The organism is Amphritea sp. HPY, from assembly GCF_050870985.1.
Classification (GTDB): domain Bacteria; phylum Pseudomonadota; class Gammaproteobacteria; order Pseudomonadales; family Balneatricaceae; genus Amphritea.
Genome location: NZ_CP194015.1, coordinates 3551360 through 3573577, shown reverse-complemented (window position 1 = coordinate 3573577; position 22218 = coordinate 3551360). Strand labels below are relative to the sequence as shown.

Annotated in this window: 24 protein-coding genes; 13 read left to right on the top strand and 11 right to left on the bottom strand. The window is 49.9% G+C overall.

Annotation, left to right across the window (positions count from 1 at the left end; all coding sequences use genetic code 11):
- Positions 1 to 22: 22 nt before the first annotated feature.
- A complete protein-coding gene (locus tag ACQUQM_RS15995) occupies positions 23 to 1024 on the top strand; it encodes a hypothetical protein (RefSeq protein WP_432470881.1) in 1002 nt (333 codons plus the stop codon).
- Between the two features lie 10 nt (positions 1025 to 1034).
- Entirely contained in the window at positions 1035 to 1682 is a 648-nt protein-coding gene (locus ACQUQM_RS15990) for a DUF2959 domain-containing protein (protein ID WP_432470880.1), read from the top strand.
- An 893-nt stretch (positions 1683 to 2575) separates the two neighbouring features.
- Here the strand turns inward: ACQUQM_RS15990 and ACQUQM_RS15985 are convergent.
- From ACQUQM_RS15985 to ACQUQM_RS15960, 6 genes are all read right to left on the bottom strand, one after another.
- The gene (locus ACQUQM_RS15985) at positions 2576 to 3583 is read right to left on the bottom strand and encodes an MsnO8 family LLM class oxidoreductase (protein ID WP_432470879.1); all 1008 of its coding nucleotides are present in this window, start codon (positions 3581 to 3583) and stop codon (positions 2576 to 2578) included.
- 182 nt (positions 3584 to 3765) lie between these two features.
- Complete coding sequence (locus tag ACQUQM_RS15980; RefSeq protein ID WP_432470878.1) at positions 3766 to 4170, bottom strand: DUF3135 domain-containing protein; 405 nt, start codon at positions 4168 to 4170, stop codon at positions 3766 to 3768.
- 295 nt (positions 4171 to 4465) lie between these two features.
- Positions 4466 to 5188 carry a hypothetical protein gene (locus ACQUQM_RS15975; protein WP_432470877.1) on the bottom strand — a complete coding sequence of 241 codons (723 nt, stop codon included), beginning with the start codon at positions 5186 to 5188 and terminating at the stop codon, positions 4466 to 4468.
- Between the two features lie 2 nt (positions 5189 to 5190).
- Positions 5191 to 7827, bottom strand: coding sequence for an MlaD family protein (locus ACQUQM_RS15970; protein WP_432470876.1), 2637 nt, complete (start codon positions 7825 to 7827; stop codon positions 5191 to 5193).
- Positions 7824 to 8492 (bottom strand): paraquat-inducible protein A, encoded by a 669-nt coding sequence (locus tag ACQUQM_RS15965; RefSeq protein ID WP_432470875.1) that lies wholly within the window; start codon positions 8490 to 8492, stop codon positions 7824 to 7826. Before ACQUQM_RS15965 ends, ACQUQM_RS15970 begins: the two co-directional genes overlap by 4 nt.
- The gene (locus ACQUQM_RS15960) at positions 8485 to 9138 is read right to left on the bottom strand and encodes a paraquat-inducible protein A (RefSeq protein ID WP_432470874.1); all 654 of its coding nucleotides are present in this window, start codon (positions 9136 to 9138) and stop codon (positions 8485 to 8487) included. The genes ACQUQM_RS15965 and ACQUQM_RS15960 overlap by 8 nt, the downstream gene beginning before the upstream one ends.
- Positions 9139 to 9162: 24 nt before the next feature.
- Between ACQUQM_RS15960 and ACQUQM_RS15955 the strand changes: the two genes are divergently transcribed.
- From ACQUQM_RS15955 to ACQUQM_RS15935, 5 genes are all read left to right on the top strand, one after another.
- A complete protein-coding gene (locus tag ACQUQM_RS15955) occupies positions 9163 to 10110 on the top strand; it encodes a fructosamine kinase family protein (protein ID WP_432470873.1) in 948 nt (315 codons plus the stop codon).
- Between the two features lie 92 nt (positions 10111 to 10202).
- Positions 10203 to 10856: a pyridoxamine 5'-phosphate oxidase gene (gene pdxH / locus ACQUQM_RS15950; protein ID WP_432470872.1), complete on the top strand. Its 654-nt coding sequence runs from the start codon at positions 10203 to 10205 to the stop codon at positions 10854 to 10856.
- Positions 10857 to 10880: 24 nt separating this feature from the next.
- Positions 10881 to 11570, top strand: coding sequence for an alpha/beta hydrolase (locus ACQUQM_RS15945; RefSeq protein WP_432470871.1), 690 nt, complete (start codon positions 10881 to 10883; stop codon positions 11568 to 11570).
- Positions 11567 to 12028: an FKBP-type peptidyl-prolyl cis-trans isomerase gene (locus tag ACQUQM_RS15940; RefSeq protein WP_432470870.1), complete on the top strand. Its 462-nt coding sequence runs from the start codon at positions 11567 to 11569 to the stop codon at positions 12026 to 12028. The genes ACQUQM_RS15945 and ACQUQM_RS15940 overlap by 4 nt, the downstream gene beginning before the upstream one ends.
- A 17-nt stretch (positions 12029 to 12045) precedes the next feature.
- Positions 12046 to 12243 carry a YqaE/Pmp3 family membrane protein gene (locus ACQUQM_RS15935; RefSeq protein WP_432470869.1) on the top strand — a complete coding sequence of 66 codons (198 nt, stop codon included), beginning with the start codon at positions 12046 to 12048 and terminating at the stop codon, positions 12241 to 12243.
- A 399-nt stretch (positions 12244 to 12642) separates the two neighbouring features.
- Here the strand turns inward: ACQUQM_RS15935 and ACQUQM_RS15930 are convergent, their stop codons facing one another.
- On the bottom strand, positions 12643 to 12834 hold the full coding sequence (locus tag ACQUQM_RS15930) for a hypothetical protein (RefSeq protein ID WP_432470868.1): 192 nt from the start codon (positions 12832 to 12834) through the stop codon (positions 12643 to 12645).
- Positions 12835 to 13480: 646 nt separating this feature from the next.
- Positions 13481 to 13666, bottom strand: coding sequence for a hypothetical protein (locus ACQUQM_RS15925; RefSeq protein WP_432470867.1), 186 nt, complete (start codon positions 13664 to 13666; stop codon positions 13481 to 13483).
- A gap of 220 nt (positions 13667 to 13886) precedes the next feature.
- On the opposite strand from ACQUQM_RS15925, the gene ACQUQM_RS15920 reads away from it, so the two are divergent.
- Complete coding sequence (locus ACQUQM_RS15920) at positions 13887 to 14009, top strand: hypothetical protein (protein WP_432470866.1); 123 nt, start codon at positions 13887 to 13889, stop codon at positions 14007 to 14009.
- A 246-nt stretch (positions 14010 to 14255) separates the two neighbouring features.
- On the opposite strand, the gene ACQUQM_RS15915 is transcribed toward ACQUQM_RS15920, so the two are convergent.
- Entirely contained in the window at positions 14256 to 15374 is a 1119-nt protein-coding gene (locus ACQUQM_RS15915) for a GGDEF domain-containing protein (RefSeq protein ID WP_432470865.1), read from the bottom strand.
- A 334-nt stretch (positions 15375 to 15708) separates the two neighbouring features.
- Here ACQUQM_RS15915 and ACQUQM_RS15910 point away from each other — a divergent pair, with 334 nt between their 5' ends.
- Both ACQUQM_RS15910 and ACQUQM_RS15905 read left to right on the top strand, forming a co-directional pair.
- Entirely contained in the window at positions 15709 to 17121 is a 1413-nt protein-coding gene (locus tag ACQUQM_RS15910; RefSeq protein WP_432470864.1) for an NfeD family protein, read from the top strand.
- A complete protein-coding gene (locus ACQUQM_RS15905; RefSeq protein ID WP_432470863.1) occupies positions 17121 to 17885 on the top strand; it encodes a slipin family protein in 765 nt (254 codons plus the stop codon). Before ACQUQM_RS15910 ends, ACQUQM_RS15905 begins: the two co-directional genes overlap by 1 nt.
- A gap of 251 nt (positions 17886 to 18136) precedes the next feature.
- Here the strand turns inward: ACQUQM_RS15905 and ACQUQM_RS15900 are convergent, their stop codons facing one another.
- Both ACQUQM_RS15900 and ACQUQM_RS15895 read right to left on the bottom strand, forming a co-directional pair.
- Complete coding sequence (locus tag ACQUQM_RS15900) at positions 18137 to 18703, bottom strand: hypothetical protein (RefSeq protein WP_432470862.1); 567 nt, start codon at positions 18701 to 18703, stop codon at positions 18137 to 18139.
- Positions 18704 to 19450: 747 nt separating this feature from the next.
- Positions 19451 to 19993, bottom strand: a complete 543-nt coding sequence (locus ACQUQM_RS15895) for a carboxymuconolactone decarboxylase family protein (RefSeq protein ID WP_432470861.1) — start codon at positions 19991 to 19993, stop codon at positions 19451 to 19453.
- Between the two features lie 196 nt (positions 19994 to 20189).
- Between ACQUQM_RS15895 and ACQUQM_RS15890 the strand changes: the two genes are divergently transcribed.
- The 3 genes from ACQUQM_RS15890 to ACQUQM_RS15880 all read left to right on the top strand — a co-directional run bounded on the left by ACQUQM_RS15890 (position 20190) and on the right by ACQUQM_RS15880 (position 22156).
- Positions 20190 to 20774 (top strand): TetR/AcrR family transcriptional regulator, encoded by a 585-nt coding sequence (locus ACQUQM_RS15890; protein WP_432470860.1) that lies wholly within the window; start codon positions 20190 to 20192, stop codon positions 20772 to 20774.
- A 119-nt stretch (positions 20775 to 20893) separates the two neighbouring features.
- Positions 20894 to 21442, top strand: coding sequence for a hypothetical protein (locus tag ACQUQM_RS15885; protein WP_432470859.1), 549 nt, complete (start codon positions 20894 to 20896; stop codon positions 21440 to 21442).
- Positions 21443 to 22156 carry a tRNA (adenine(22)-N(1))-methyltransferase gene (locus ACQUQM_RS15880; protein WP_432470858.1) on the top strand — a complete coding sequence of 238 codons (714 nt, stop codon included), beginning with the start codon at positions 21443 to 21445 and terminating at the stop codon, positions 22154 to 22156. It begins immediately after the preceding gene.
- Positions 22157 to 22218 lie beyond the last annotated feature (62 nt).

The window sequence follows — 22218 nt, the reverse complement described above, 5'->3', positions numbered from 1 at the left end:
TTTTCAGAATACAGAGGGATTCATGACTTTACTTACACAATGGCCCGAGGATCAGCTTTGTCTCAGTCCTGAAGTTCGCCGTCAGGCGGTACAGGCGGTTGAGCAGGCGTTTGCCTCGACCCTGGAAACCCTTAAAGTGGATATCGGGCTGGTGGAGTTACTGGAATCTATCTACGTCCCGCTGGGGGCTTGGCTGGTGGCGCGTAAAGAGCAACAGCAGGGACCTTTAGTCGTGGGTATTAATGGTGCCCAGGGAGCGGGTAAATCGACCCTGTTTAATCTGCTCGAAGTTATATTGGAAGATGGCTTCGGACTCAAAGTCGTTGGTCTGTCAATCGATGACCTGTATAAAACCCGGGCTGAGCGGGAGCAGCTGGCGACGACTGTTCATCCGTTATTACAACCCCGCGGCGTTCCCGGTACCCATGATGTCTCGCTTGGTATAGAGCTGTTACGGGACCTTAAAAGTGGCGCTGAGCAGATCGTCAAGATTCCTGCATTTGATAAATCGATCGACGACCGCTGCTCCCCTGCTTTGTGGCAGGAGTGGAGCGGAGAAGCCGACATCGTCGTGCTGGAAGGCTGGTGTGTCGGTGCTCATGCGCAAAATACAGCAGAATTGCAGCAACCGGTAAATAGTCTGGAAGCAGATGAGGACCCCGATGGGTGCTGGCGTAACTATGTTAACGATCAGCTGGCAGGGCCTTATAAAGAGTTGTTCGATATGATCGATGTGCTGGTGATGCTGAAAGTGCCGAGCATGGAAGCGGTGTTCAGCTGGCGCTCCCAGCAGGAAAAGAAACTGGCCGAGCGGGTGAAGTACATCTATGACACTCAGCAGCCAACACAGCACCTGCGGATTATGGATGAAGCCCAGATCAAACGCTTTATTCAGCACTATGAACGGCTGACGCGGAATATGCTGCAAGAGATGCCGGGTCGGGCCGATATCTGTCTGGAGCTGAACGAAAACCATAAAACCAGTAAGATCCATATCAACCACCCGGTTTTAAAGAACGATTAAGGATATTCAGATGAAACGTTTTATTCTGGTTTGTGCCCTTGGCCTGACCATACCACTGGTCAGTGGCTGTCAGAGCGCTTATTACTCGGCGATGGAACAGGTAGGGGTTCACAAGCGGGATATTCTGGTGGATCGGGTGGAAGATACCCGCAACGCTCAGGATGACGCGCAGGAACAATTCCTGTCAGCGCTGGAGCAGTTCCGCACGGTGGTTAATTTCGATGGCGGCGAACTGGAAGAGGTGTATAACGATCTGCAGTCTGAGTATGACGATAGTGTCGCGGCAGCAGAAGAGGTCAGCGATAATATTCGTCAGGTGGAAGATGTGTCTGAAGCGCTGTTCGAAGAGTGGCAGGATGAACTTGATCAGTACACCAGCCAGAAACTGCGTAGTCAGAGCGCCCGCTCCCTGCGCGATACCAAAGCCCGCTACAAAACCCTGCACACCAGCCTGAAACGTGCCGAGTCAAAGATGCAGCCGGTACTGTCAGCCCTGCTGGATAATACTCTGTACCTGAAACACAATCTTAATGCCCGGGCCATCGGCTCCCTGAAAGGTGAATTTGCAGGCATTAAACAGGATATCGATCGCTTAGTCGCAGAAATGCAGCGATCTATCCAGCAGTCTGATCAGTTTATTAAGGAAATGAAGCAGTAGGCTGTGACGAAGGCGCTTTAGTAAGGGGAGTGGCTAGATCGCCGCTTCGCAGCTTGCCAGAACGTGGCGCAAGCGTCACTGCTAGTTGCTAGAAAAATCAAAACCGCCAGTTGGCGGTTTTTTTATACCCGTGCAACGGGAATGCATGTTCTATTGACTGTTTCCCAAACCTGTCATGATCAAATTGATAGCGAAGCTATTGAAGCGGCGCTATGCACTATCTTCGTTATAGTCTGCTTCCGGCCAAAGCAGACCTTCAGGCATTTAGGTTGTTTGCCATAAAACAGTCAGAAATAGTCACTCATCCAGAAATATGGTGCCCAATTTAAGTAAAGGATTCAGCTCGAATAATAGACATTACAATATAAGGATGCTGGAATAAATCGAAGTATCAATAATTCAGAGTTCCAGATTTTGAAATTATTATCTACAAGACAAATAGTTAGCTTTATCAATATATTCTCATACTCCATTGTTTGTATTGGGATTTTTGTCTTATTTTACAGTGCCCTATCATCGCTTGGATTAACGGGAGAGATATTGTATTTGGAAGAAAATAAAGACATCAATGTGTTTCTGATAATAGCTCCAGCCTTTCTTATATACTCTATTACCGAGCGTTATCTCAAATATGACTTTGAATTGGAAAGGGGAATCAAAAGAAAATGACCGCGAATTCAACTCCTAAGCGCAATACTCCCGCTGTACCCAAAGGTCATTATTGGCACAAAGCAGATACTTACTATTACCTAAACAATAAAAAGCCACTGATCCGTGAATCAATGGCTTTTCTCATTTGAATTTTCTAGCAACTAGCAGGAAGGCTTGCCTTCCGTTCTAGCTAGCGGCGCAGCCGCGATCTAGCTTCTCCCAAGCAAAGCCGCGGTCTGATTTCATAACCCTTGTGCCAGTAGTTGGTAACTGTCCAGCCGGTCTTCAAAGCTGTGGGTCACGGTCACGGTAGTGACCTCATCGCAGTCAAACTCTTTTGCCAGTTGGTTGATCTCTTCAGCGCACTGCTCCGGCGTGCCCACGGTATAGCCTTTGAGGATCTGATCGTAATCAGCTTGCTGGCTGACAGAAAGCTGCTGGTAGCGATCCTGAACTTCTGAGGGGGTGAGAAAGGCTTCCCGCATGCCCAGCTGAGCAGCCAGCTTACGGTACACCGCAGTGCCGGCACGTAGCTTGGCTTCTTCTTCAGTTGATGCACAAATACAGGCGATGCCGAGCATCTTATTAGGCGTTGTTTCGTGGCCTGCTCGTTTCCACTGTTCCATGTATTCGGTGAAGATTGCAGGGCGGCAGTTATCCGGATCAATAAACCGTGCCAGAGCGATGTTATAGCCCAGATGTCCGGCAAGACCTGCACTGCCGCCACTTGAACCCAGCATCCAGAGTTCCGGTTGAGGACTGGTGTCCGGCAGTACTTTAATACTGTGGAAAGGGTTGTCTTTTGGCAGATTGCCTTCAATAAACCCCTTTAGTTCCTGTGCCTGATGGCCGTACATATCACCATGATGAGGCTCATGTGGGAAGGCCAGGGCGTGGGATGTCAGACCGGTACCACCGGGGGCGCGGCCGATACCCAGGTCGATACGATCCGGGAATAATGTTGCCATCATTTTAAAGCTTTCAGCCACTTTCAGCGGACTGTAGTGGGTCAGCATAACGCCACCACTACCGACACGGATATTTTTAGTTGCACTGGCGATGGCTGCGACCACTATTTCCGGGCATGGGATAGCGAAATGGATGCTGTCATGGTGTTCAGCTACCCAGTAGCGGTAATAGCCCAGCTCGTCGCAGGCTTTTGCCAATTGAACGGTCAGGTTAGGGGCGTCAATGGCCGGGTGGGAGCCATGGACCGGGGATTGATCAACAACAGACAGTTTAATATTCATTTATATCTCCGATATTTAGTTAATATATTAACTAAATATAAAGCTGAGATCAACGAATAGTTTGTTAAGAAAGAGGCAGAAGCACAGTGCGAAATGAAGGGAGCGTTGGTTCTTCTTATACAGCGTCACTGCGTTAACGGGGCTGCTGGTTTACTGGCCGACGAAAACCTGAACAGATCGGTTCAGGCGTTAAATTTACCAGAACGATGCAGTGGTACAACTTTGCCGCGGGATCGCGGCTTGCTGTCTACCTGCGCTGATACATTTGCTGAGTTTGAGTTTGAGTTTGAGTTTGAGTTTGAGTTTGAAGCGGAATTAGCGCCACTACTTAATGCTTGTCTTAAGCACCAAAGCTCATCATGCATCATTTGAGAGATTTTTATACAGGCGGCAAGCGGTGTTTTAGCCCGGTGTTTGACACTGTCGATACGAAACTGTAAATGCCGCAAGCGAATCCTCTCTTCAGGCTTTGCCCCGGCAATTATCTGATTAACCTTCAACCGCAGGTAACGCTCCAGTACTTGAGGTTTGGTACGTGCCAACTCTGCCAGACGATCAAAATCCAGCGATTTATGTTGATAGTTCATACAACACCATACTCCACAAGAGTCTGGTTAAAGTATGGCAGCAATACGCTTCAACGGAGATTTTGTTGCATTGGAAAACTTATTTGCTCTTTCCTTAACAGAGAGGCAGCCCAGCTTTTAATGCGTTATCCATTGGAGAAAATCTGGCTCGTGAATTAATGGCTTTCCGCTTTCCGCTTTCCGCTTTCCGCTTTTCAGTTTTTGATTTTTCTAGCTACTAGCAGTGACGCTAGCGTCACGTTCTGGCAAGCGGCGCAGCCGCGTTCTAGCCACTTTTCGCCAAGCTCTGCAGTAATCAAATTGGCAACAAAGTCATAGAAGCCGCGCTATGCACGATTTTAGTTATAGTCCGATTTGTACCGTCGGCGATCAGCAGAGCCATCATGTCTTGCAGGGCGATCATTTTGCCGAACTGACGCTCGTAGCTGAGGTTTCTTATGCCGTTCGGGGTCGTGCCGTTGCTGAGAATAAACAGCCCGCCTCCGGCATCCCGGCGGTTGTTAAGGCGCCAGGCGATCGCTTCTAGATTACGAGCGCTGTTATATAATTTCTGCTGGTCCAGTTCGTCGAGAATAAAGAACTCATATTGATTGTTATATGAGGCGTGCAGCATGCCACTAATTCCGGCCATCAGGGCAAAAACCCGATCGCCGCCAAATTGTGGATCAAACGCAAGTGGGATGGCGGCGGTGCCGTCCAGTCCTCTCAGTTCTGAAAAGCCATCGGCACGGGGTTTGTTGAACAGTTGCCTGATTCGGTCATTGATAGTGGTCCCCGGTACTGCTTTGGCCAGCTCGCGGGGGTTGCGTTTATATAGCTTGACCATCAGCTCGAGGGTCAGATTACGGACCTCGTTGATATGCATGTCGGTGACATTATCGATATCGGACTTGGCCAGATCGGTGATCTGAAACGAGCTTTGACCACCGGCGATACAACCGCTGAGCAGCAGGCAGCAGGCCAGCAGTGTTATCAAACGGCATAACTGGACTGCTGGTTGTTGGACGTTGATCATCATCTTCAATTCGGAGCCTGGCTGTTCAGCTTGAAGCGACTGTCTGCAGCAGCAGCAGGGGCCTCTGTCGGATTGATAAAGGCGATGCCGCCTCTGACGAAACTATCCAGGTTATCGGTTTTCAGCTCCAGACCACTGAACAGCCCGAATTCAGCACTGAAACCGCTTATTTCCCAGAAGCGGCTGGCGTGGGTGACCAGCTCGCTGTAGCGTGGCTGGATATTGGCATAGAGTTCGACCTTCTGTTTGTTTTCACTCAGCTCATAGCCGGTCACTTTGCCGACCGGAATGCCTCTGTAGTAGAGCAGGCTCCCCAGTTCAATTGATCCCAGTTGCGGTGTTTCGAGGATGATGTTGAGTCCGGCCGGTTGCGGTCGTGTCGGTGGGGAGGGCTGGCCTGAGAATGTAGTTACCGGATCGCCGGTACCAGGCAGTGCCTCGATATGGTTGCCAAATAGCAGCGCCTGGGGGTTGTCGATTCCTGCCAGCGATATCGCCGGCTCGGCAATCCAGAACTGGCTGCCCCGGCGAGCCAGTAACGCGCCTTGTTGGTTGAGAGCAATAGTGGCCTCAATACTGCCATCTGCACCGGTTAAACTGACCTGTTCCACCCGGCCCATCTCCAGGCCTTTGTAGCGAACTTCAGCACCATTTGACAGATCAGGTCCGGCGGCAAAGCTTACTTTAATCGTCGGGCCTTGCTGCAGTCCCTTTTCAGCATTGGGGTGCAGGGTGAATAGTTGCCTTGGCTTAGCTGCATTGCCGGGCCGATTCAGGTTGGCGAAGGCGATGCCTCCGTCGAGCAGGGCGGCAATGGATTCTGTACGCAGATCCACGCCCTGCAGGTTAAGTTCTGCCGTTATACCACTGGCATTCCAGAATCTGCTCTGATCGGTTACCAGGTGTTTATAAGTGGCATCAATTAGCAGATGGATGATCACGTTATTGCCATCTTTTGCCAGCGCGTAATGGCTGACCTTACCTACCTCGACCTGCTTAAACAGAACCGGTGAGCCAACGCTGACAGAGCCCAGTGATTCGGCTTTCAGACGCAGAGGCAGCTTACCTGCATTTTCGCGGTACAGCAGGCGTCCCTGGTTACTGGCATTATCGAAGTTATTGAATAGATGGAAGCGGTGCTCCGGTGTGATCTCTTTCTGTTCCCGGGTGTGCGGTGTGAAAAAGCTGATACCGCCACTGATGACAGTGGCAGCCGAGCCGGTTTCCAGTTTTACGCCGTCAGTTCCGGCGCTGAACTTAATTCCACTGCTATTCCAGAATCGACTGTGTTGTTTTACCAGCGCGGCGTGTTCTGGCTTGATGGTGCCGTGAATCAGTACTTTATGACCACCTTCAATCAGTTCATAGCCACGGATCTCTCCCACTGGAATCTGACGATACAAAATTGGTGAGCCGTAGCTGAGAGAGCCTAGCTGGTCGCTGACCAGCTGAATGTCCAGACCGGGAGGGCCTGGTTGCTTTGCCGGAGGTGTATTCAACGCAGTGAATTTAAAACGTGGGGCGCCAGGGCCGGGTTGCATCTCTATCGCTTTGCCAGTGATCAGCTCACTGACCTGCTTTAGCTGTGACAGAGAAAACTGCGGCTCGGGTAGCCAGAAACGGCTGCCGGCGCGGAGCAGGGGCTTTGCCCTGGGATCGATCAGCAGATAAGCGGTCTGGGTACTCAGGTCCGGACTGAATTCGAGCCGCTGCACCCGGCCAATTTCAATTCCCTGGCTGACCACCCGGGTGCCTTCATGCAGCGGTGTGCGTGCGGAAAACTCAACGCTGACCCTGACGCCATCCTCAGCGGCTTCATAATCGTTATATAAGGTGAATGTTCTGTTGCTGTCTAAAGGCTGCTCTTCTCCCGCCGGGGTGTAGAAGCTTATGCCTCCTGCGATGATCGATGCCAGGGAATTAAAATGGACTTCAATCTGGGGCAGGTCCATTTTCAGGGTGACGCCGCTGGCATTCCAGAAACGGGTACGGTTATTGATCAGGTGGCTGTATGCCGGGTCTATATGCAGGTCAACATGGACCTGTTTTCCGTTGCTGGCAAGCCTGAAGTCGATCACTTCGCCGACTTCGATCTGGCGGTGAAATACTTTGGCGCCACGATAGATAGATTGTGCGGAATCGGCAATCAGGGATATATAAAGACCGGCCTGATTGCGCAATGGCGGTGGTGGTTCGTTATCAGCAACAAACTTTTTTGTTTCGTCGCCGGTACCTGGTTGAAACTCGATATAGTAGCCGGAAAACAGGGTTTCGAGACCACGCACACCGCTGAGGGAAACCTGGGGTTTGACCAGCCAGAAACGAGCACCCTGAACCAGTACGTCCTCGGTCTCAGCGGCCATCTCAATGATTGCAGTGACACTCTGCAGGTCATCATTCAGCTGCAGGCTTTTGACTTTGCCGGTGGGCAGGCCCCGATACATAACTTGAGTGATATCGGCTTCCAGCCCTTGCGCGGAATCGAACTGAACTTCGATCATGATCCCCGCTTCCTGATAGCTTTTTACGACCAGCCAGCCGGCGATCATTGCGGCAAGCAGCGGCAGTAACCAGACCACAGACGGTCCGTGGTGCTTTTTTATCACTGGAGTTGCCGGTGAATCATCGTGCTCCCGGGTCATGTTTTGTCCTCTTGAACCGACTCTGTGTCGTCCCTGTGTTGTGCGGGTGAGCCATTATCCCAGATCAGTCGGGTATCAAAACTGATTGCGGAAAACATAGTTAACAGTACCACTGTGGCGAAGGCAGTTGCACCCTGGTTACCTTCGATGGTGGCGATATTTCCTAGCTGTACCAGTGCCACAAGGATACCGATAACAAATATATCAAGCATCGACCAGCGGCCGATCCACTCGACTAGCCGGTACATCAGAGTTTTCTGCCGCAGATTAGTTACCCAGCCAAACTGTACGGTACAGAGCAGTATGGTCAGGGCCAGGATCTTCAACACCGGAACTACGATGCTGGCGATCAGTACTATCAGGGCGATAAACAGCATATCGTGCTCTAGCAGATCGAGAACCCCGCTGATGATAGTGCTGGGTTCGCCCTTGCCGAATGACCGGAAGGTCATAATCGGTAACAGGTTTGCAGGTAATAGCAGTAGCACCGCAGCGGCGAGGCAGGCCCAGCTGTGGCTGAGGGCGTTGGGGTGTCTGCTGTGCAGGCGGGCGCCGCAGCGGTCGCAAGCACTGCCCTCCCGCTCAATTGTATGGAGCAGGCTGCACTCAGTGCAGAGCAGATAGCCTGCTTGTCGTGCCGAGCGATAAGATGCTGTTTCAGGCATCAGCTACTCCCTTGCTCTTATCTGGATTCGGTCGCCGGTGGTTGTGAATCTGGTGCCACAGCTGGTGGGGATTAAACATAATGCTGCTCAGGGTGATGATCAGTATAAGGGCCGCCAGACAGTACAGGCCCAGGCCGATCTCAAGTTGTGCGATATCCTTAAGTTTGATGATAGAGACCAGTGTCCCCAGCAGGTATATTTCCAGCATCCCCCAGCCGCGCAAGTGCTGATAGCTGTGCATCGCCAGTCGCAGTAACCGGCCACCCCAGTGAAAATGCAGCGCGCTCGAGATGTAAAATAATAGCAGTAACTGCAGTAGTGGCACTACGATGGCGAATAGCAGAATAAGAATGGCAACCAGAAACAGGTCGCCATCAAACAGTGATAATGCGCTGTTGAGTATAATCTCACTCTGGCTCTGCCCCAGTACTTTCAGGGTCAGGATAGGCAGCATGTTAGCGGGCAGGAACAGGATAAGTCCGGCAATGGCCAGGGCCATTACCCGTTCGGTACCATTGGCGGTGGTGTAAAATAAACGGGCATTACAACGCGGGCAAAGAACATCCTGGCCGGTTGCTACAGGCAGGCGTGCGATCAGCAGATCACATTCATGGCATGCGGTGACATCCTGAGTAGCTTGTTGCATAAATGAACCAGCCCGTTGTACCCGATGATAAAAGGCAATGCCTGGCCAAAGCGTGCGGCTCAGAAACTGCCTGAGGAGTGTATGAGTATGCCAGATTTGATACCCCCTGCGCTAACCGGGTGGTTAGTCCGCGAAAGGCTCCGATTGATAGCGAGTGAACCTCTTTGCGGTGGCAGTGTGGCGAGTGTATTACTGCTGACATTGCAGGGGGCCTCAGGCACAGAGATCAGGCTTGTCTTGAAACAGATGGCTGGCGCCGGTTATGAACTGTTTGAGGCGGAAGCTGAGGGACTAAAGGCGTTGCATCTGAAAAGCCAGGGTAGCGGTTATTTACGGGTTCCCCAGGTTTGTTTTGTAAACAGTGACTGCTTGTTGATGGAGTACCTTCCTGCTGCAGGCCCGGTGCCTGACTATGATCAGCGCTTAGGGCGGGGGCTGGCATTGCAGCATCAGCAAAAAAACGACTATTTCGGATTCAGTCGGGATACCTTTTGTGGCGGTACCCGACAACCGAATACACCAGCGAGCGATGGCTATGATTTCTTCGCCCGGCAGCGGTTGCAGGTGCTGGCAGAGCGTTGTGTTGTTACCGGAAGGCTGACCCGAAATGAACAGTACCAGATTGAACAACTGTCTCAACGCCTGCCCCAGCTGATACCGTCACAGCCTGCAGTGATGCTGCACGGAGACCTCTGGTCCGGTAATGTGCTTATCGGACCCGGTGGCGAACCTGTACTGATCGATCCCGCAGTTTGGTTTGGCTGGGCCGAGGCGGAACTGGCAATGACTCTGATGTTTGGTGGCTTTAGCCGTGATTTCTATGCCGCGTATGCCGAGGCCGGCAGCGTTGAAAAAGACTGGCGTCAGCGGGCGGACCTGTACAATCTGTACCACTATCTTAACCACCTTTTATTGTTTGGCGGTGCATATCACAGTGATGTGAAGCGAATAGTGCAGTACTATAGCGCCTGATATATAGCCGTGAAATACCCGGCTGAAACATGACTCTGTAGCGGCTCAGACCGTTGTGAAGCAGAGTATACAGATAAGGTAATGAGTGAATTATGAGTCAATCTGATCAGGGCGATTTCAAAGCGTTACGCCGTGAATATGTGGCGCAGCCTCTGCGCCGTGAAGAGCTGGCGGCAGACCCGCTGGTGCAGTTCGCACAGTGGATGGAAACGGCCACAGAATACAGTCCCGACGATGCTACTTCGATGACTCTGGCGACCGCCAGTAAGAGTGGTATGCCGTCGGCGCGGATTGTGCTGCTGAAGCACTTCGGTGAGCAGGGCTTTGCCTGGTATACCGATTACCGCAGCCGTAAAGGCCAGGAGCTGGCGGAAAACCCGCAGGCAGAGCTGATGTTTTACTGGTACGGTCTGGAGCGTCAGGTACGAATTCAGGGACGGGTTGAAAAACTCCCGGCAGAACAAGGTCGTAAATACTTTAATGAGCGCCCTGTGGGTAGTCGTCTTAGTGCTGCTGCATCTTACCAGAGTGCGGTGGTGGATAGTCGTGAGACCCTTGAGCAGGCGGTGACTGATCTGCAACAGCAATATCCGGATGGTGATATTCCTCATCCAGAATTCTGGGGTGGCTATCGCCTGATCCCGAGTCATATCGAATTCTGGCAGGGGCGTGAAAACCGACTCCATGATCGCTTTAGCTATGACCTGGTCGATGGCCAGTGGCATATCGATCGACTCTCTCCTTAATAAAAGCCCAATTAAGAGATAGCTATGACAGATAATTTATTGCCTTGTGTCGAGGTCGAGCCTTCTCAGCCTCCGGTTGCCAGTGTTATCTGGCTACATGGTTTAGGTGCCGATGGAAGTGATTTTGAGCCGGTTGTACCGGCACTGCAGCTGCCACCAGAGCTGCCGGTGCGGTTTGTTTTCCCCAATGCACCGCAGCAACCGGTCACCGTTAATGGTGGTTATGTCATGCCTGCCTGGTATGACATTCTGGAGATGAGTATCGAACGTAAGATCGATACTGAAGGTTTGCTGGCATCGTCTGCCCAGATCGAAGCCTTGATTCAGCGGGAAGTAGATCGTGGCGTGCCGGAACACCGAATCGTTCTGGCAGGTTTCTCCCAGGGTGGTGCAGTGGCATACCATACGGCGCTGTGCTATCCCCGTCGACTGGCTGGCTTGCTGACCCTTTCAACCTATATCGCAACCGCCGACCGGATCGCTGATCAGGACGCCGCCGCGAATAAGTCACTACCGATTCTAATCGCCCATGGTGTCGCCGATGATGTGGTGCCGCTGTCTCTTGGGCAGCAGGCGGTAACAACATTGCAGCAGCTGGGTTATCAGCCTCAGTGGTTAACCTATCCGGTGGATCATGGTCTGTGTCTGGAAGAGGTCGAAGCGATCGGCCACTGGTTGCAGGATATTTTACTAACAGAGAACCTAACACAATGAAGATTAGCGAAAACGCCTTTGTAGAATTTCACTATGCCCTGGTGAACCAGGATAACGAAGTTGTCGATGGTTCCCGTGGTGCTGAGCCGCTGCCATACATTCATGGTAAAGGTAACATTATACCGGGTCTTGAAGCTGCGCTGGAAGGCCATGAAGAGGGCGACAAGTTTAACGTGACCATCAAGCCTGAGAAGGGGTATGGCAAGCGTGATGAGACGTTGGTGTCGATTGTGCACGCTGATTCTTTTGCCGGTTTCGATAACATCGAGCCGGGCATGCTCTGCCAGATCGAAGATAAGAATGGTGAGCCGCTGTTGATTACCATCACTGCGATCGATGACGATGAAGTGACCATCGATGCTAACCATCCTTTTGCCGGTCAGATTCTGAACTTCGAAGTAGAAGTGATGAATGTGCGCAATGCAACTGAAGCAGAACTGCGTGACGGTGTTCAGTAATTTTTAGGGAAAGAAAAATGCGTTTGATTTTAGCGATTCTGCTGCCGTGGGTGCAGTTTTTTACGATCGGTCGACCTGTCGCCGGTATTATCTGCCTGATTCTGCAGATCTCCCTGATCGGTTGGTTGCCTGCCGCGATATGGTCGGTATACGCGTTGAGTCAGTACAAGACCGATAAGAAGATTGAACAGGCTCTTGGTCAGAAGGATAGTTGATACAAGCTTGGAGTTAGAACTTAGATGCAGCGCATAGCTTCTCTATGCGCTCTGGATGATCCGCAGTGGCGATAATGCTATTCGGATTAGCCTTGGGCCGGTGCTTCTTTTCAATCGTTATTATTGAAGCAACCGGCCCTGATAATACCCGGAAACACATCCCCTTCGAACGAACCTTGTCTCAGCATCTGGAGCTTATCTTGGTAAGCTTTGGTCAGATGCTATCTGGTCCGGCCTGGCCATTGCTGGCTTGCGCTGCCCGGGTACAGGCTAACTTTTTTCAATTATTCCTTACAGCCACTGCTGGCAATTTTACAGGTGACTGGTTGGGTTCATTGCCGGCAACTCAGAGTTGTCAGATAAGCCCTGTTTCAGCCCCTTAAGCCTGTTCTTTATTGGCTAAACCTTTTCCTGCCATTCCAGATCGCCGATCTGAACATTCAGCCACTCAAAGCCAATTCGCCTGGCGACTGCTGCTGCTCCGTCGAGGCTTTTAAACTCCCGCTCGCCTTTAGACCGTTGCAGATTCAGTGTCAGTGTTTCGCTCTGCTTAGTGATGAATTTTAGCGTCCAGCCTTTCGCCATAGACACCGGAGCTGCCTGACAAGAGTCAAAAACGCCAGCTTTGAAAAGTAGCTTAATTTCTCTTTCTTGCATGCTCGTTACTCACTATTTGAATTATCTTAAATATCTATTGATCAGTATAAATCAAATAACAATAAATCAAAAGTTTTAATAGCGAAGTCTAAAAGGCTAACTTGTTGAAAGTAAAAGGAATTTTTCGGAGAGTTTGAAGTGCGATGATTCTGTGAGAATTTGAATGTAAATGGTTGAAATATAAAGGTATTTTCAATTCGGTTTTTTATTGTATTTTGTTATTAAAAAGTGGAAGTTAAGTGATGTTAGATATATCAAAAGATGATTTATGATAATTCAGAAATTATCTTTTGATGAGTCGCTAGTTTTTTAGTAATGATGGATCGGTTGATAATTCGCAAGCAGGTCAGAAGGTCAGAAGGTCAGAAGGTCAGAAGGTCAGAAGGTCAGAAGGTCAGAAGGTCAGATAGATTAGATAGGTGAGACTGGTGAGATGGGGTTTTGCGAGGCGTTGTTACAAGTGAAAAATAAATGGCGGTTACAGCAGGAGAGCAGACAAAAAAATGCTCCCGTCGGGAGCATTGTTAATTATCTGTCTGGGTTCAGGTTTGTGGCAGTGCAAAAATACCGGGTAGGGTACTCAATCCAGGCGATCCTTGATCATTGCTTCCACAATGGCGAGTTTGTCTTTCATCGCATCAACGTTTGCATCGTTGCTATCGATGACAGGGGATATTTTTAGCATGTCCAGCAGATCGACCAGAAAGGCTTCCTCATTCATCTGGCGAAGCTGTTCCTTGTTCCAGGTTTTTTGTTTCAGCGGCATCGGTCTTCTCGCTCTGTAATTTATGGCTCATTAAGAATGGGCTTCATATTAGGTATGAGATATAAAACACAATTTTGCAAGAACCGCAGTAATGCAGGTACGCATAGTGGGTTGATCATTTATCAAACAGTAAAAAGGTTGAGTTATATCAATATTCGCTAATGTGAAGAGGAGTAACATCCGTTATTAGTTTGAAACAACAAATTAAAGGGTGAATGGTATGGATCCGTATCTGTTAGAAACGCTTTGGCCAAGCCTGCTCGGAGTAGCTGGTATGTCTGTTGCCATGATTTGGGCGTTTATCAAAATTCGTAAACTGATGACCGAAGATCAGCCAAAGTGATCCTTTATCAGTAAAAAAAGGCCGCGAAATGCGGCCTTTTTTATTGCCTGAAACTGTATTGACTCGCCCTGTTTCGACCTGCTTTCGAGGTTTTGACTTTGACTTTGACTTTTCTAGCCACTAGCAGTGACGTTTGCGTCACGATCTAGCAAGCGGCGCAGCCGCGTTCTATCCACTATCCTTTTCAAGGCACTGTTGTCTCAGTCGGCTGCCTTATTTCCTTTATTGAGCCTGAACCTGGAATAGCTACATCACATGAGTGTGGCGCACACAGTTCCGGCCTGCTTCTTTAGCCAGATAGACGCCATTATCAGCTGCTTTAATCAGATCGTCGGGGCCATTCATTGCACCATTACGGCTGGCAACGCCAATACTGATGCTGCCTTTCCAGACACCATCAGTCCCCGCCGGAACCCGCATCGCATCGACAGAAGCACGTATCTGTTCAGCGACCAGAAGCGCTCCTTTCAGGTCGGTGCCTGGGCAGATTATCAGAAATTCATCACCGCCAAGTCGAGCTGTAAAGTCATCACTGCGTACCGAGTCCCTGAGCATCTGGGATAGTTGGCGCAGCACTTCATCGCCGGCGTCGTGGCCATAAGTATCGTTGATCTGCTTGAATCCATCGGCATCAATCATCATGCAGCTGATCGGGTTGTCCCGGTCGCTACTGCGTTGCCACTCTTTAGCGAAGATTTCCAGAGCGAAGCGTCTGTTGGGCAGTCCGGTCAGGACATCGGTGAGGGCTATATACTCGAGTTTAGTATTAGCTTCAGCCAGATCTTTGGTTCGGTCTGCAACCCGTTGTTCCAGCGAACGATTCAGTTCAGACAGTTCTTTGTTGCGGGCCGATACTTGTTGGAACAGCCCATGCAGTGCGGCTAATAAAGGCTCGGTAGACGCTTTGTTCTCCTGTTGCTCATTATCGAACGCCTGAGCGGGTAGTATGCCGGCTTTGATAGAGCTGATCTGCCGTGACATCCCTTTGTCGGTCCCGAGAATGTGGTAGGCCAGCCAGTGGGTGAGAAACTTCATTACCTGCTCGCCACTTTTCGCGTCACCCGGAACTATCGAATCATGCAGCTGAATAACATCGCTGATGAACTGTCGGTGAGCCTCTTTATGGGGTTCCAGATGACGTGGATCGATTCCGGAAGCTTCCATAAAAGCTTCCTCTTCAGAAAAATGATGGTAGGTATAATCGGTCAGCTCTTTAAACACCATGTTGATGGCGTCCATCGAAGCGCCTTCATCATGGGCGACCAGATTACCGAATTTGTTGATTACGTTGACCAGATGATGATGCTGATCATCGACGTCGGCAATCCCCGTCAGAAATCCTTCATCCCAGTGGAATGATTCCATAGCGATAATTTCCTGTAGTTGTTTTTATGCTGAATCTAAATAGTAGGATCATATGCGAGTGATACAACGCGTAGGGGGGGATCATTTGACTGGAATCATAGTATTAACTGCCCATTTTGTTGATTTGATCCGTTATTGCCGTTCCCTGTATTTCTGAGGCTGAGATTAGGTTCAGAAAGCTAAAACTGTCTTTCCAGCTATGCCTGTTATTGCAGCTCCCTGTATCGCGGAGGCTGAGATGAGGCCCGAAAACTAAAACAGTCTGCCCTGCTATGCTTAACAGGTCGGGGTCATTATTTTGATCTCCGGCGTGGTTAACTGAAGATCGGTCTCTATGTCTACTCGCAACAACGCACTGTTTCATCTGTTCTGGTTGCTGCTGCTATTAGGAATTGGCCTGCTGTTATGGAGTACATCGGCGGCGCAGAGTGAGGAACCGGCAGACAATCCTGAATCAAATGGGCTCCAGGTCTGGAGCCTGACGCTGGTCGGAGCAATTGGTCCTGCCAGTAGTGACCTGGTGGTTCGAACCCTTGAAAAGGCCGTCACCGGTGGCGCTGAGTTATTAGTGATTGAGCTGGATACTCCCGGCGGCCTTGATAAATCGATGCGCAGCATGATCCAGCAGATTATCGCCTCGCCAATTCCTGTCGTGACCTATGTCTCCCCTTCGGGTGCCCGTGCAGCGAGTGCCGGGACCTTTATTCTTTATGCCAGCCATGTCGCCGCTATGGCACCGGCAACAAACCTTGGTGCCGCCAGTCCGGTGCAGATCGGAGCGCCGGGAATAACGCCGTCTCAGAAGCCACTTTCCGGCGATGATAAAAAACGTCGGGAGGAGGTCATTGAGCAGGCGACGACCATGCAACGCAAAATTATGAATGATGCGGTGGCCTATATCCGTGGTTTGGCAGAGCTGCACGGGCGAAATGCTGATTGGGCAGAGAAAGCGGTGCGGGATGCTGCCAGCCTGGATTCGGGTAAAGCGCTGGAGCTGAAAGTGATCGATCTCATCGCCAATGATATGGAGCACTTGCTGCAGCAGCTGGATGGCCGGGTCGTACAGGTTAAGAACCGGGATTACACAATAGCAACTGCTGAGGCGACCTTGTTTGCGGTGCAGCCGGATTGGCGTAACCAGTTTCTGTTGGTGATTACTAATCCCAATGTTGCTTACATTCTTATGATGATCGGATTCTATGGTCTGTTACTTGAATTCTATAACCCGGGGTTCGGTTTGCCCGGTGTGGTAGGGGGAATCTGTCTGTTAATCGGTTTGTATGCGTTACAGCTTTTGCCGATCAGTTATACCGGATTGGGATTGATCCTTCTGGGTGTAGCGCTGATGTCGGTTGAAGCGCTGACGCCCAGTATTGGCGTGTTAGGTATCGGTGGTGCCATCGCTTTTGTGGTGGGCTCTATCATGCTGATGGATACCGAACTCCCCGCCTATCAGATCGCCATTCCAGTTATCGCTATGTTTACTCTGCTGACTGCTGGTCTCTCTGTCTTTGTTCTGGGAATGGCGATCAGAGCACGACGCAGTGCTGTGGTTAGCGGGGTGCAGACCATGATCGGTGATGAAGCCGTTGCCATTGAAGACTTTGTCAGTGAAGGCCGGGTGATGATTAACGGTGAAATCTGGAATGCCTGCTCGCCAGCTCCGGTAAAACGGGGTGAAACTGTGACTATTACTGCTGTCGACGGCTTGATACTGAGCGTCAATGCAATCGAAGGGAGATCCTGATGATTACTTACTATATAACGCTGGCGTCGATCATGCTGATGATACTGCTGATAGTCAGTATCTTCCGAATCCTGCGGGAATATGAGCGGGGTGTGATCTTTCTGTTAGGCCGCTTTTACCGGGTTAAAGGGCCTGGCCTGATCATCGTTATACCGTTGATTCAGCAAATGGTGCGGGTTGATATCCGTACTGTGGTGATGGATGTGCCGACCCAGGACGTAATCTCCAGGGATAACGTATCGGTGATGGTTAATGCGGTAGTCTATTACCGGGTGGTGGACTCGCAGAAAGCCATTATCAATGTCGAAAACTTCCATGATGCGACCAGCCAGCTGGCTCAGACGACCTTGCGTTCTGTGCTGGGTCAGCATGAGCTGGATGATATGCTGGCCTCCCGCGAAGAGCTAAATAGCGATATACAAACGATTCTGGATCAGCAAACCGATATCTGGGGCATAAAAGTCAGTAATGTTGAGATCAAGCATGTGGACCTCAACGAATCGATGATCCGGGCGATTGCAAAACAAGCCGAATCTGAACGTGAACGACGGGCTAAAGTCATTCACGCGCTAGGTGAGCAGGAAGCGGCAGAGAAACTCAGTGAGGCGGCGAAAATTCTGGCGCATCAACCCCAGGCGCTGCAGCTCAGATACCTGCAGACGTTGACAGAGATTGCCGGCGAACACAGCAATACTATCGTGTTTCCGCTGCCGGTGGATCTGCTGCAGAAATATACACAGCCTTCGGACAGCGATGGGTCTTAAAAAGCAGTAGCTAGAAAAAAAAACAGTGGCTAGAACGTCGCTACGCGACTTGCTAGATCGCTAAACAAGTTTAGCTAGCTAGTGGCTAGAAAAATCAAATGCAAAGTCAAAAGGCGTAAGTCTGAAGCTAGAAAATTAAAAAACGCCAGCAGGCGGTTTTTTGTTCCAGCAGAGCGGGAATGCTTTTTCTAGCCACTAGTTGTAGATGCTGAAGCCGCGTTCTAGCGAGGCGAACTTGTTCGGCGGTCTAGCTACTGCTCTTTAATAGCCTGAATAAACGCCGCACTGTGGGTCACGCCGAGCAGAGAAAAGCGAATGGTTTTAACCTGATTACCCCGGTCATAGGTCAGGAACAGCCAGCGACCGTCACGCATGGCGGTGATGATTTTTTCAACTTTAGCGCTGTTGATCGCATAGGTTTCCAGAATCTTATCGCCCAGAGGTGTAGTCTTTTGAAGGGTTTCTTTGTTAGAAAGATGAAACTGCCGATCATCAATCTGTATGGTGATGCCGCGAAGCGGTGGGGATGGTGCGCCACGGTCAAAGAATTCAATAAATGCAGGTTTACCTGCTTGCGCCGGAAAGAGCGTCAGCGAGCTGGTGGAAAAACCGCTGGGCTCTTTTTTACCCGCGTAGGTCACCATCCGGCAAGTGTCTTCACCGCGTTTTTTACAAACGGTTAGCCAGTCCTTGTAATAGACCCGGGTTTCGTTCCACTGGTTATGAAACACTTCGCCATCCGATGATGCAAAGGCGATATTTTGGCTAAGTAAAAACAGCAGCGCCAGTTGTATTGCGCGATTTGAATATAGCTTCATTCAGAAATCCTTTTCCTTAGCTTTACTTTAGATTGTCGTAATAATCATTACGCTTGATATTGATTATCCAGTGTGAATTTCATTAGTTAACAATACCGGCTCGTCATTTTATACCAGCAACATAAATAAAGCCTGAAAAGAATAAGCAGCAGCTAGAACTACGCAGCACGGAAACCAGACCGCAGCTTCGCTGCTAGCTAGAAAAAAACAGTGGCTAGAACGTCGCTGCGCGACTTGCTAGAACGGAAGGTAAACCTTCCTGCTAGTGGCTAGAAAAAGCAGAAGCAAAGTCAAAAGCCAAAACAGAAAGAAGTAATCCTGAAATATAAAAAACGCCAGCAGAGGCTGTGTAAAAATACATTCTTCAGTGGCATAGCTCATACCTTGACGTGGGAGGCGCGCCCTCGCGGCGATTTTTTAATTTGGTTATCGCGACGAGGCGTCGCTCCCACAAAAAGAGCAGATCGTCACTATGCGACTGCTAGAAAAATCAAAAGCCAAAACAGAGAGAAGTAATCCTGAAATATAAAAATCGCCAGCAGGCGGTTTTTTGTTCCCGCGCAGCGGGAATGCTTTTTCTAGCCACTAGCAGTGACGCTTGCGTCACGTTCTAGCTAGCAAAGCTCTGCTTTGCGGTCTAGCCACCTCATTTTAAAAAACGCCCTTCGGCGTTTTTTAAAATGAGGTGCAACCAACGGCAGTGGGGGAACCAAAGGGGCCGCTGGCCGCACGCAAACTTTAACCGAGCTACTCTACAAACGCGGCAAACCGTTCATCGATCGGGGTATCCGCCAGGTGGTTGATGTAGTTGCTCATCACTTTCTGCGCCATGCCGAGAATTATTTCCAGCAGTTCTTTCTGGCTATAGCCGGCAGCGTAGAATTTTTGTACTTCGGCTTCATCCACCAGGCCGCGATTACGCACCAGCAACAGTGTCATATCGTGCAGCGCCTGCAGTTTTGCAGTTGGCATCGGCTCACCGTGGCGTAGGGCCGCGGTCAGGGCATCATCCACTTTCATCATCTTTGCGATAGCGGCGTGTGCCGGTACACAGTAGTGACAGTTGTGTTCGACATTGATGGTCTGCCAGACTACGGTCAGCTCGTCGGCGTTGAAGGAGGTCTCCTGAAACCACTTATGCAGCATCTGATAGGCTTCAAGCACCGCTGGCGATTCAGCCATCACTCCATGCAGGCTAGGTATAGAACCGAAGTTTTTGATTGAGTTTTCCAGCAATGGCTTACTTGCTTCCGGGGCTGTTGCCATTGTGTGTACTGTCAGGTTGTTCATAACGCCCTCATCAATTGTTAAACCGCGTTCCTGAATAGATCAGTTTTCAGAATGCTAAGCTTATAAAATATAACTTGATCGATCGTTCAATAATTTTAGACTACTTGAACTTGATCAGCTGTTCAAGTTAAAATTTGAGCAGTTGTTCAGGTTGGTGTCTGTACTGGTTTGATAGAGATGTTGATAGGAAGTGTTGATGGCGAACGTAGCGAAGTATGACCGTGAAGATGTCGTAGACCGCGCGATGAAACTGTTCTGGCGTCAGGGCTTTAATGGCACCTCAACCAGAGACCTTCAGCAAGCGGTCGATATGCGCCCTGGCAGTATTTATGCCGCGTTTGGCAGTAAAGAGGGCTTATTCAAAGAATCTTTACAGCATTACTCCGTGACCATGGCTAGCCTGTTACAGGAAAAGGTTACCCAGGAAGGATCGTCTCTCGCTGGTCTGCAGGCTTATATCCGCTGTGTCGTCATCGAACGAAGGGATAGCGCCCCCAGCGATATGTGTATGCTGGTGAAAACGGTTGCTGAGATAACGGAAACTCATCCGGAGCTGCTGCAACAGAGTCAGGCCCTGATGAAAAAAAACGAGCAGCGTTTTGCTGCTTTGCTGGAACAGGCGCAAAAAGTTGGTGAGATACCGGCCCATAAAGATCCACAGCTTTTGGCAAAATATCTCCAGGTGCAGCTGATAGGCCTGCGCACCTATCTGCGCTCCAGCCAGGAGCCGGGCGATGTCGAGACACTGATCAACGAAATTTTTACCGCGTTAAAAAGCTGATTTACACAGACTGTTTCAGTCGCTGAATTTTTGCTACCCAGAATAAGGTGCTGGTTTCCCCGATGTATTACTGACTGCGATATATTATTTGCAGCCACTAATTCTGAAGGAACAGCGCTATGGATAAACAGCTAACAGCAAACTCCTGGTTGGTTACTGCCGGGATCGTTGTGAAACACAAGCTCGTATCAAAAGCGCTTTTGTTGAGTAGTTTGTTTATCAGTCTGTTAATGGTTGGCTGTAGTCAGGAGCAAGAGCCTCTGATTGAAGTTAAAAAAGAGATAATTTCCCTCAGTCAAGAAAATCAGAAGGCATTTGTTCAGTCTATGGTTAGTGATTACCTGCTAACTTCGGAACAGTTGCAACAGAGATTTTCTGAGTTTGAAAAGACCGGTGATGCTTCAGGTTTTATCGATTATCGTAATCAGCAGTGGACGCCCCGCTATATTGAACAGAAGGCGTTTTATCAGCAGGTGCTGCATCGGAATAAAGCCTATATCTACCGACACCAGCTTGAATCCCTGTTTCAATGTTATGATGATCTGCAGAAGCAGGCCCTGCATCTTAAGCACAGCTTGCAGGAGAAGGATGCTGCGCTTAAGCGGACAGCATTTAAACGCCTGAAACAGGACCGCCAGAAAGTCACCGCATTATTGAGAGTTCCCTGATTGAAACAGAGCCAGCGTTTACAGCAGATCGACCGGATGGTCACCCGCCACTATAATCACATTTTTGATTGTTGCTGTGACCATGGCTTTTTAGGTCAGGCCCTGTTGCAACGAAATATTGCTGATACCGTTCATTTCGTCGACGTGGTTGAGCCGATTATGGCTGAACTGCAAGATCAGCTAGAGCGGCTTTACGGTACAGGTTATCCCCGTAATAGCTGGCAGGTTCAGTGCCAGGATGTCGCCGCGCTATCGCTTCCAAAGGACGGTTCAACGTTAGTTATTATTGCCGGTGTTGGCGGAGACCTGTTAATCGATCTGGTGACGGCACTGGTCAGCGCGCATCCGGATCGAAGTTTGGAATTTATTCTCTGTCCGGTATATCACAATTACAAAGTACGACAGGCATTGAGAGAGCTTAGCTTAAGTCTGATCGATGAACAGCTGGTCCATGAAAATCGTCAGAGTTATGAAGTTCTGCATCTGGCAAGCAGCGCCACGGATATCGAAGCGGAACCTATCTCGCCGGTCGGCAAGCGGATGTGGGATCTGTCAAAAACTGAGCATCAACAATATCTCGATCGAACCATCGCCCATTATGAGCGCATGAGTCAGCGTCGTGAGTCCGCTGTTGGTAGTACTTCTGCGGAGGATATCGTAGCGCAATATAAGGCATTGCGACTTCCCAGGCCTCTGAAACCAGAAAAGTGCTAGACTGAAATCTCGTTTAAAAATCAAACCGGTCGTTACTTAAACAGGTTTAAACACAAGGATGA

What these genes read in the sequence shown, in the direction of transcription:
- ACQUQM_RS15995 (WP_432470881.1), top strand. Translation starts at nt 23, where the DNA reads ATGACTTTACTTACACAATGGCCCGAGGATCAGCTTTGTCTCAGTCCT.
- ACQUQM_RS15990 (WP_432470880.1), top strand. Translation starts at nt 1,035, where the DNA reads ATGAAACGTTTTATTCTGGTTTGTGCCCTTGGCCTGACCATACCACTG.
- ACQUQM_RS15985 (WP_432470879.1), bottom strand. Translation starts at nt 3,583, where the DNA reads ATGAATATTAAACTGTCTGTTGTTGATCAATCCCCGGTCCATGGCTCC.
- ACQUQM_RS15980 (WP_432470878.1), bottom strand. Translation starts at nt 4,170, where the DNA reads ATGAACTATCAACATAAATCGCTGGATTTTGATCGTCTGGCAGAGTTG.
- ACQUQM_RS15975 (WP_432470877.1), bottom strand. Translation starts at nt 5,188, where the DNA reads ATGATGATCAACGTCCAACAACCAGCAGTCCAGTTATGCCGTTTGATA.
- ACQUQM_RS15970 (WP_432470876.1), bottom strand. Translation starts at nt 7,827, where the DNA reads ATGACCCGGGAGCACGATGATTCACCGGCAACTCCAGTGATAAAAAAG.
- ACQUQM_RS15965 (WP_432470875.1), bottom strand. Translation starts at nt 8,492, where the DNA reads ATGCCTGAAACAGCATCTTATCGCTCGGCACGACAAGCAGGCTATCTG.
- ACQUQM_RS15960 (WP_432470874.1), bottom strand. Translation starts at nt 9,138, where the DNA reads ATGCAACAAGCTACTCAGGATGTCACCGCATGCCATGAATGTGATCTG.
- ACQUQM_RS15955 (WP_432470873.1), top strand. Translation starts at nt 9,163, where the DNA reads ATGATAAAAGGCAATGCCTGGCCAAAGCGTGCGGCTCAGAAACTGCCT.
- pdxH (WP_432470872.1), top strand. Translation starts at nt 10,203, where the DNA reads ATGAGTCAATCTGATCAGGGCGATTTCAAAGCGTTACGCCGTGAATAT.
- ACQUQM_RS15945 (WP_432470871.1), top strand. Translation starts at nt 10,881, where the DNA reads ATGACAGATAATTTATTGCCTTGTGTCGAGGTCGAGCCTTCTCAGCCT.
- ACQUQM_RS15940 (WP_432470870.1), top strand. Translation starts at nt 11,567, where the DNA reads ATGAAGATTAGCGAAAACGCCTTTGTAGAATTTCACTATGCCCTGGTG.
- ACQUQM_RS15935 (WP_432470869.1), top strand. Translation starts at nt 12,046, where the DNA reads ATGCGTTTGATTTTAGCGATTCTGCTGCCGTGGGTGCAGTTTTTTACG.
- ACQUQM_RS15925 (WP_432470867.1), bottom strand. Translation starts at nt 13,666, where the DNA reads ATGCCGCTGAAACAAAAAACCTGGAACAAGGAACAGCTTCGCCAGATG.
- ACQUQM_RS15920 (WP_432470866.1), top strand. Translation starts at nt 13,887, where the DNA reads ATGGATCCGTATCTGTTAGAAACGCTTTGGCCAAGCCTGCTCGGAGTA.
- ACQUQM_RS15915 (WP_432470865.1), bottom strand. Translation starts at nt 15,374, where the DNA reads ATGGAATCATTCCACTGGGATGAAGGATTTCTGACGGGGATTGCCGAC.
- ACQUQM_RS15910 (WP_432470864.1), top strand. Translation starts at nt 15,709, where the DNA reads ATGTCTACTCGCAACAACGCACTGTTTCATCTGTTCTGGTTGCTGCTG.
- ACQUQM_RS15905 (WP_432470863.1), top strand. Translation starts at nt 17,121, where the DNA reads ATGATTACTTACTATATAACGCTGGCGTCGATCATGCTGATGATACTG.
- ACQUQM_RS15900 (WP_432470862.1), bottom strand. Translation starts at nt 18,703, where the DNA reads ATGAAGCTATATTCAAATCGCGCAATACAACTGGCGCTGCTGTTTTTA.
- ACQUQM_RS15895 (WP_432470861.1), bottom strand. Translation starts at nt 19,993, where the DNA reads ATGAACAACCTGACAGTACACACAATGGCAACAGCCCCGGAAGCAAGT.
- ACQUQM_RS15890 (WP_432470860.1), top strand. Translation starts at nt 20,190, where the DNA reads ATGGCGAACGTAGCGAAGTATGACCGTGAAGATGTCGTAGACCGCGCG.
- ACQUQM_RS15885 (WP_432470859.1), top strand. Translation starts at nt 20,894, where the DNA reads ATGGATAAACAGCTAACAGCAAACTCCTGGTTGGTTACTGCCGGGATC.